This is a genomic window from Massilia sp. TSP1-1-2 (assembly GCF_049896185.1).
Taxonomy (GTDB): Bacteria; Pseudomonadota; Gammaproteobacteria; order Burkholderiales; family Burkholderiaceae_D; genus Telluria_A.
In genome coordinates this window covers 1-612 of the sequence record NZ_JAFCTU010000192.1, presented here as the reverse complement: position 1 = coordinate 612, position 612 = coordinate 1, and the positions used below count along the sequence as shown (strand labels likewise).

General features: G+C 64.5%; 2 protein-coding genes. Both read left to right on the top strand.

Annotated features, from left to right (window positions below; genetic code table 11):
* The coding region (locus ACP7BV_RS27650) for a hypothetical protein (RefSeq protein ID WP_426108118.1) at positions 1-267 on the top strand (267 nt) is incomplete at its 5' end.
* Positions 268-338: 71 nt separating this feature from the next.
* Positions 339-612, top strand: a 274-nt coding sequence (locus tag ACP7BV_RS27645; protein ID WP_426108117.1) for a hypothetical protein, incomplete at its 3' end; no start/stop codon positions are given.

The window sequence follows — 612 nt, the reverse complement described above, 5'->3', positions numbered from 1 at the left end:
GCAACCGGTGGAATCGTCATCGCCCGGGCAAAGGGCGATACAATGTTGGCAAACGAAAATGGTGCGCGTCCCATGCGCCTCGCAGCGGCCCAGGTAACGGCCGGTGGTGAGCCGGGTACCGTTGCCAAGTTGCCGGAGCTGGTGTCGGACGCCAGTCTGGCTGAAAAATTGGTCACGCCGGCGAGCAGCGTTCCGACGGCCGTAGGCGTGAGCGGATCGGGCGAAGCACCGGCGCGCTCCGCCCCCATGTTGCCGGATGTGCCGTAGCCCAATCAGGTGCACGGGTCGGGCTGCAATAAGACTGTGAAGGGTAGGGCATGATTGCAATGCGTAACATAGTGACGTTGGTGAGAGTGATCGGCGTCTTGGCGCTGGCGCTGATTGTCTTTGCCTTGGCGTATCCGGAACACCTTGGCAAATGGATCGGCAACACAGCTGTCGAGCCCGGCCTGGCGACGGCCCCGAAGGTACAAGTCGCTGCCGGAGTCGCTGCAGCACCTGCGGGGGGCGCCGCAGTGCCTGCCGCAGTGCCCGTCGGCTTCCCTGCAGTGGCGGCGAAGCCGGATCCATCACCTGTTGCGGCCGAGCCGGTCAAGGCAACGAAGAGCCAGG